Annotated in this window: 6 protein-coding genes and 1 tRNA gene; 2 read left to right on the top strand and 5 right to left on the bottom strand. The window is 62.2% G+C overall.

The window, feature by feature from the left end; all coding sequences use genetic code 11:
* Positions 1-41 precede the first annotated feature (41 nt).
* Positions 42-118 (bottom strand) — tRNA-Met (locus BN1121_RS18795).
* Positions 119-315: 197 nt separating this feature from the next.
* Here BN1121_RS18795 and glgX point away from each other — a divergent pair.
* Complete coding sequence (glgX, locus tag BN1121_RS18790) at positions 316-2,385, top strand: glycogen debranching protein GlgX (RefSeq protein ID WP_005358705.1); 2,070 nt, start codon at positions 316-318, stop codon at positions 2,383-2,385.
* A gap of 9 nt (positions 2,386-2,394) precedes the next feature.
* On the opposite strand, the gene BN1121_RS18785 is transcribed toward glgX, so the two are convergent.
* The 3 genes from BN1121_RS18785 to BN1121_RS20285 form a co-directional block, all read right to left on the bottom strand.
* On the bottom strand, positions 2,395-3,108 hold the full coding sequence (locus BN1121_RS18785) for an HI_1241 family integral membrane domain (RefSeq protein ID WP_005358703.1): 714 nt from the start codon (positions 3,106-3,108) through the stop codon (positions 2,395-2,397).
* A gap of 61 nt (positions 3,109-3,169) precedes the next feature.
* A complete protein-coding gene (locus BN1121_RS18780) occupies positions 3,170-4,798 on the bottom strand; it encodes a DUF2813 domain-containing protein (protein WP_005358700.1) in 1,629 nt (542 codons plus the stop codon).
* Between the two features lie 78 nt (positions 4,799-4,876).
* Positions 4,877-5,002 (bottom strand): hypothetical protein, encoded by a 126-nt coding sequence (locus BN1121_RS20285; RefSeq protein WP_268744129.1) that lies wholly within the window; start codon positions 5,000-5,002, stop codon positions 4,877-4,879.
* Between the two features lie 211 nt (positions 5,003-5,213).
* On the opposite strand from BN1121_RS20285, the gene BN1121_RS18775 reads away from it, so the two are divergent.
* On the top strand, positions 5,214-6,062 hold the full coding sequence (locus BN1121_RS18775; RefSeq protein WP_005358697.1) for a LysR family transcriptional regulator: 849 nt from the start codon (positions 5,214-5,216) through the stop codon (positions 6,060-6,062).
* Here BN1121_RS18775 and BN1121_RS18770 read toward each other — a convergent pair.
* A complete protein-coding gene (locus tag BN1121_RS18770) occupies positions 6,044-6,817 on the bottom strand; it encodes a TSUP family transporter (protein ID WP_005358695.1) in 774 nt (257 codons plus the stop codon). The genes BN1121_RS18775 and BN1121_RS18770 overlap by 19 nt on opposite strands.
* Positions 6,818-6,876 lie beyond the last annotated feature (59 nt).

Here is a 6,876-nt window from a genome sequence, read left to right as displayed (position 1 = left end):
ATGTGAGCAGAACATCGAAGCCTTGGCCTTACGGCCTAAGTTGGTTGCGGGGGCCGGATTTGAACCGACGACCTTCGGGTTATGAGCCCGACGAGCTACCGAGCTGCTCCACCCCGCGTCTGAGGCCGCCAATAATAGGCTGCGCGCTTCATATTGCAAGGAATATTCATAAAAAAAATTGATGGAACCGACTGCTTGCCGGTTTACGCGGCAAGATGACCAACTCTCGAGCAATTCAGGGCCAATAATGCACCAGCATCAACCACACTTATCCCTGACTAGACTGTGAAGCACTGGCGTCAAAGGAGCAGTACTATGAGGATCTCACGCGGCCACTGCACCCGACTGGGGGCACATCTTGAGGGTGACGGCGTCAACTTTGCCATCTGGGCCCGCCTCGCCAGCCATGTTGAACTGCTACTGTTTGCCCACGAGACAGACACCAACCCGGCCGTGATCCCCCTCTCCCCTCGCCTCAATCGCACCGCTTACTACTGGCATATCCATGTCTCCGGTATCCAGGCCGGTCAATGCTATGGCTTTCGCATTCACGGACCCTGGCGTCCCTATAATGGAACCCGCTTCGACCGGGACAAGGTGCTGCTCGACCCTTATAGCCGGGCCATCGAGCTCCCTCCCAATTACGATCGCCTGGCGGCAGCCAGACCGGGCAGCAATCTGCACTGCTGTGCCAAGAGTCGCGTGGTCGATCTGGGGCACTACGACTGGGAAGGTGACGAGCTCCCCGCCCACTCCCTGTCGCGCTCCGTCATCTATGAGTTACATCTGGCCGGCTTTACCCGCGATCCCAGCTCAGGCCTTCCCGCCAAACGCCGCGGCACCTATCTCGGGCTCATCGACAAGATCCCTTATCTGCAACAACTGGGGATCACCGCCGTCGAGCTGCTGCCCATCTTTCAGTTCGATCCCCAAGACGCCCCCGTGGGTCTGGCCAACTACTGGGGTTACAGCCCCATCTCTTTCTTTGCTCCGCACGCCCAATATGCCGCCACCAGCGATCCGGTCACCGAGTTTCGCGACATGGTCAAGGCGCTGCACCGGGCCGGGATAGAAGTCATTCTGGACGTGGTCTACAACCACACCGCCGAAGGGGGCGATGACGGCCCGACCTTCTGCTATCGCGGCATCGACAACGAGGCCTACTACATCCTCAACGAGCAAATGCGCCACACCAACTACTCGGGCTGCGGCAACACCTTCAACGGCGCCCACCCTGTGGCCCTCAGGATGATCATGGACAGCCTGCGTTTCTGGCGTCAGGAGATGCATGTCGACGGGTTCAGATTCGATTTGGCCTCCATACTCTCCCGCGACGAAAGCGGCATGCCGGTGGCCAACTCCCCCACCCTGCGCACCATAGATACCGATCCCCAAATCACCGACACCAAGCTCATCGCCGAAGCCTGGGATGCCGGCGGTCTCTATCAGGTGGGGAGCATAGCGGGGGCCCGCTGGCGCGAATGGAATGGTCAGTTTCGTGACGACGTGCGCCGCTTCGTCCGCGGCGATGACAACAGCGTCAGGGCTTTTGCCGAGCGCCTGTGTGGCAGCCCCGACATCTATCACTATCACCACGCCGATCCCGAGAAGAGCATCAACTTCGTCACCTGCCACGATGGGTTCACCCTGTGGGACTGGGCCAGCTACAACGAGAAACACAACGAAGCGAACGGGGAGCACAATCGTGACGGGAGTAATGAGAACTTCAGCTGGAATCACGGCCATGAGGGGGAGACCCACGACACACACATCAATTTCCTGCGCCTGCGTCAGGCAAAAAACATGATGGTGGCGACCCTGCTCTCGGTCGGCTCTCCCATGATCCTCATGGGCGATGAGGTACTCCACAGCCAAGGGGGCAACAACAACGCCTATTGTCAGGATACGCCCTTGAGCTGGATGCAGTGGAAATGGGATAACCGCGCCCAGAACATGCTGCGGTTCATGCGTGAGCTGATCCTCTATCGCAAGCAGCTACTGGCTCGTCCCGAGCAAGACGGCATGCCCCACTCTCTGGCCGAGATCCTGCGCCACAGCGAGATCTGCTGGCATGGGGTGGAGTGCTATCAACCGGACTGGGGCAGCCACTCCCATGCCATTGCCATGTCCGCCCTCTCGAAGGAAGAAAAGATCGCCTTCTACCTGGTCTTTAACAGCTTCTGGGAGCCCCTCGAGTTCAAACTGCCGGCTCCCCCGCGCGGGGTCGGCGGCGAGTGGCATCGCATCCTCGACACCGCCCTTCCCTCCCCTCAGGACATAGTCTCCTTCGGGAGCGAACTGACGATGGTCAAGGGGCACTACCGTCTGGCCGAGCGCAGTTGCTGCCTGCTGGTCAGCGGGGCCGCAGGCTTTTGCCCCGCTTGAGCAACGAACTTAGAGAAGACCGAAGAGGCGGGCGCCCGCGCACTGGGATACGAGCAGCGTAAAGAGCGCCGATGAGAGCACCACGGGCGCGGTGTCGCGGCGACTGAGCAGGGGGAGGAACCAGATCCCGAGGGCCAGCACCATAAGGAGGCTATAACCCAGCACCCAAGGGATCAGCGTATCGAGCAGGGCCACGTCCTGCTGCATCAAGGTCATGGCGCCCAGCCATAGCAGGCCGGCCAGGGCCCCCATGAGGCCGCCCAGCGGCAACAATAGGTTAAACGCCTGCAGCCGATGACGAGCACGCAGCAGCATCAGGTGGGCAAAGGCGCACCCCAACACGATGAGCTGGGACAGGGCCGCCCCGCCCTGCTCGGCCACCAGCAAGGCCCCGTAGACGACCAACGGCAGCGCCGGCACGCCAATCCAGCGAGAGGGGATCGAGCGCTTGGCGTCGAGACGCGACTGAAGAATCGAGAGTGTGAAACCGGCGATCACCGCCATCCCCCCCGGCGCGATCAGCCACAACGGGGCGCCGGCGGAGAGGCCCAGCATCACCGACAGTGCCGTCATCACCCAGACCGAGAAGAGCTGGGTCGTGATCCGGGCGCGCTGGCCGGGGCAGAGATCGCCCTTCCACAGCACGACACCGAGCAACAACAAGGCACCACAGGCCATCAGGCCAAACAGAGGAAAAAGCCAGAGGGTGAGTTGAGCAAACATGGCAAGACTCCTGATACAAGAGCGGCGCAGTATACCCAATTAACCCCGGCAGCCCAATCCATCACCCCTGACCACGCGCCATGGCCACCACCTTGGCAAACATCTGCCTGAGCACATGGGGGATCTGCTCCGCCCCCAGTCGCTCGGCCTCCTCCACCACGGCCAGGGCCATGCCCGGTTTACTGCGATGATGGATCGCCTTGTCGATGATGCGCCCGGCACTGAGCGGCGTCTTCTCACCGACCCCGGCCTCACGCCGGTACACGTGCTCAAAGCCGTGCTGATAGAGGTAGTGCTCTATGTCTGCCGCCGGCAACAGGGTGAGGCGATCGCGCTCACGCTCCCCCTTGAGCAGCCCACGCACCGAGTTGGCATACTTGACGCCGGCCTCGTCACCGTCGGCAAGCAGGTGCCACTCGATCCCAAAGTCCCGGGCGATCTTGATAAGGGGGGTCTGCCCACACTGGGCAAACTCGATGATCCGCACCCCCTCTGCACGCAGGCTATAGCCACAGATCTGGGCAAGTTCCGAGAGGAGCCAGATCTCGGTCTCTCCTTCCACCAGCAGCCAACAGCGGGCAAACAGGGACATGGGGCGGTTGATGCGCACATGGAAGGCAATCTTGCGCAGATCGTCGCTGCTATAGCGCTCTCCGCCCAGTTGGTGACACTGGATGTCCCCATCGCGGCGCACCAGTCGCCGCACCTCGGAGAGCGGCAGCGAGGAGAGCAGGTCCCCCGAGTTGGTGGTAAGCAGCTTCTGCCCGGGCAGCTGCTCAAGCAGCCCCCAGGCCAGCGCCAGCATGGTGGGGTGAAGCCGGCTCTCGGGATCTTCGAGGATCAGGATGGGCCTGGCCCCCTCCTCCAGTTCACGATTACCCCGAGCCTGCAGCAAGGTGCCCGCCACCCCCGCCATCGCCAGCTGCAAGGCGCGACTGTCGGAGCGTGCCAGCATGTCGTGAAGATTGGTCGGATGACGCAGTGTCATGGGTTTGTTGATGATCTCGCGCTGGGTACGGGGCTTGTGTTTAAGCGGCGAGAGGGCCCGAAAATAGTGCTCCATCAGGTGGCGTACTGCCTGTAGCGCCCCTTTGAGCTCCCCTTCCGTGATCCCCTGGGGATCGTCGAGCATGCGATCGGTCAGCTCGCTCAGGGACTGCTCCCACTGACCGTTGAGCGCCGGCTCGGTCGCCCTGGCGGCGCGGGCATCACGCAGCCGAAAGACCGGATTCATGGTGATCAATTGCTCGACCAACCCCTCTTCAGCCAGGGTCAGCGCCTTGCCGGTGCTATCGAGAAAGTCATGGCGCGTCTCTATCGCCCCTCCCTCGAGTCGTACCGCCGTGGCCCGGTAGTGGATCCGGTTAAACTTGTCCTTGTGTTTTACCCAGGCCGGGCCAAGGCGGGCGAGACGGCTCGAGTGCAGGGCGATATCGGGACGAAATTCGCAGAAGGTGAGGACGATCTGGGCATGGTCGGCCAGGGGCAACTCGGGATCATCGGGACGGTAGAAGTCATCTGCGGTGAACTGGTAGGGTTCGGCCTCTTGCCCCAGCAGGCACCAAAGTGCCCGCAGCAGACTGCTCTTTCCCCAGGCGTTCTCTCCTATCAGCACAGTGGTCTGATCCAGGCCGATGGAGAGACGGCTTATCCCGCGAAAACTGCGGATATCGATGCGTTCCAGGTACATTCAAGGGCGGTCCGGCTAGTCATTTTCCTCTAATAGTGACAAAGCCGGGCGCAAAAACCTATGAGCGCAGAGGGCTCTTTACCGGGAACTGTGAGGGATCTGGCGATTTTGCGCCGTCTCGCTGGGTGCCGTGTGCCACACCGGACCATTCCAGTGGCTAAACCAGAGCTGACGATGACGCAGTTGACGCTTTTTATGTCGCATGACTCTCTCCTTGGGTGATTCTCGCCACTATCGCCTCTGTGTGTGACAGTCAGATGATCGCGCCAAACGCGAGAACGCGGCGCATCAACGACAACCAGGGTCACAAGGGGTGACGACGAGCCAGGGGATCCCACTGTGTTTCGAACGCCGCGCTTGCCGAGCAGTCCATCAAGGCCTAACGTGGCGGCAACACGCCATATTGGGAGTCATCATGCTGCTGGAAGGACTGGAAACCCTCTATCTGTTGGCCCGCGAAGGGACCATGGGCAAGGTGGGAAGCCGCCTCTATATCAGCCAGTCGGCGGTCAGCAAACGCATCGCCAACCTAGAGGGGCGCATTGGCAAGCGCCTGGTGGAGCCGGACGGGCGTCACATCCGTCTCACGGCCGACGCACGGGATCTGCTCACCCGGGTCAATCCGCTGCTCGAGGAGCTCAAAGGGGAAATCTCGGACAATCGGCTACTCAGCGATCACACGCCACTGCCACTGGCCTGCTCGGAGACCCTGCTGGCCGGTTACCTGGCCCCCTTCTTCGCGCACTATATGCAACGCCAGGACAGCGCCCTGCTCCTCTCGACCCACCACACGCCGGTGATCATCGAGCGAGTGCGCTCCGGCGATGCCCTGCTCGGGATCTGCGCCGGTCGTCTTCCCAGCGGCCACGGACTACTCACCCAGCGCCTGATGGATGAACCCTTCTATCTGGTCGGGGATGAGAGCCAGGCGCTCTCGGGCGGTATCCTGACCATGGAGCTGGATAACCCCTCCAACGCCTATCTGGCCGCCACGCTGCACGAGCAGGGACTGCGCCCGCGCATGCAGCTGGACTCCTATCTGGCTCTCATCGAGCTTGCTCGCGCCGGCGTCGCGCCCGTGCTGCTGCCGGCGGGTCTGCTCGGCAAACTGGGGGATGAGGCGCAGCCACGACGTCGCCTACCAGGACTCACCCGTCCCCTACACCTCATCTATCGACCCAACGCCCTCAAGCGAGAGCGGCTGGTCACGCTGCTGGAGGGCATCGGCCACCACTTTGGCTCGCTTCAGATGGCGAGCAGCTGAGGGTAGTGCGCCAGCAACAGCTTGACGGACATGATCAGAGAGACGGTGACCAGCAGAGGGCGAATGAGCCTCACCCCCTTGCTGATAACCAGGCGAGAGCCCAGCCTGGCCCCCAGGAACTGGCCGACGGCCATGACCAACCCCACACTCCACACCACCTTGCCCCCCAGGGCAAAGAAGAGCAGCGAGGCGATGTTGGAGGTAAAATTGAGCAGCTTGGTGTGGGCGGTGGCACGGGCCATGCCATACCCCCCCAGAGCGATGAAGGCGATGGCGAAGAAGGAGCCGGTTCCGGGCCCGAAGAAGCCATCGTAGAAGCCCACGCCCCCGCCGGCGAGCAGCGCAAAGGGCAAGGGGGCGAGACGGCGCTGGCTCTCGGCGTCGCTCACCCTGGGCGAGAAGAAGAAATAGAAGGCGAAGGCCACCAGCAGGAAGGGCAGGATGCGCTCGAGCACCGCGGCGTCTATGGTCTGCACCGCCAGCGCCCCCCCGGCGGCACCGATGAAGGTGCAGATCACCGCAGGCCAAATGGTGCGCCATTCGAGCATGCCACGGCGGGCAAAGAAGAGGGTGGCAGAGAAGGAGCCGAAGCTGCTCTGTAATTTGTTGGTCCCGAGCACCAGCGCCGGCGACATGCCGGTGGCGAGCAGGGCCGGCACGGTGAGCAGGCCACCACCGCCGGCGATCGAGTCGATAAAGCCGGCCAAGAGGGCAACCCCGAGCAGCATCACCAGGGTCATCAATTCCATTTCCATCGTTCACCTCATCCTCAGCAATGGCGCGATGTTACTCCGGTTGATCCCCCCTGCACAGC

Source organism: Aeromonas diversa CDC 2478-85 (assembly GCF_000819805.1).
GTDB lineage: Bacteria > Pseudomonadota > Gammaproteobacteria > Enterobacterales > Aeromonadaceae > Aeromonas > Aeromonas diversa.
Note: the sequence above shows the minus strand (reverse complement) of the source record. Positions and strands in the feature narration are given on the sequence as shown.

Bases quoted from the DNA above. Each gene is read 5' to 3' on its own strand.
- BN1121_RS18770 (WP_005358695.1), bottom strand. From the start codon at position 6,817: ATGGAAATGGAATTGATGACCCTGGTGATGCTGCTCGGGGTTGCCCTC.
- BN1121_RS20285 (WP_268744129.1), bottom strand. From the start codon at position 5,002: ATGCGACATAAAAAGCGTCAACTGCGTCATCGTCAGCTCTGGTTTAGC.
- BN1121_RS18775 (WP_005358697.1), top strand. From the start codon at position 5,214: ATGCTGCTGGAAGGACTGGAAACCCTCTATCTGTTGGCCCGCGAAGGG.
- BN1121_RS18785 (WP_005358703.1), bottom strand. From the start codon at position 3,108: ATGTTTGCTCAACTCACCCTCTGGCTTTTTCCTCTGTTTGGCCTGATG.
- glgX (WP_005358705.1), top strand. From the start codon at position 316: ATGAGGATCTCACGCGGCCACTGCACCCGACTGGGGGCACATCTTGAG.
- BN1121_RS18780 (WP_005358700.1), bottom strand. From the start codon at position 4,798: ATGTACCTGGAACGCATCGATATCCGCAGTTTTCGCGGGATAAGCCGT.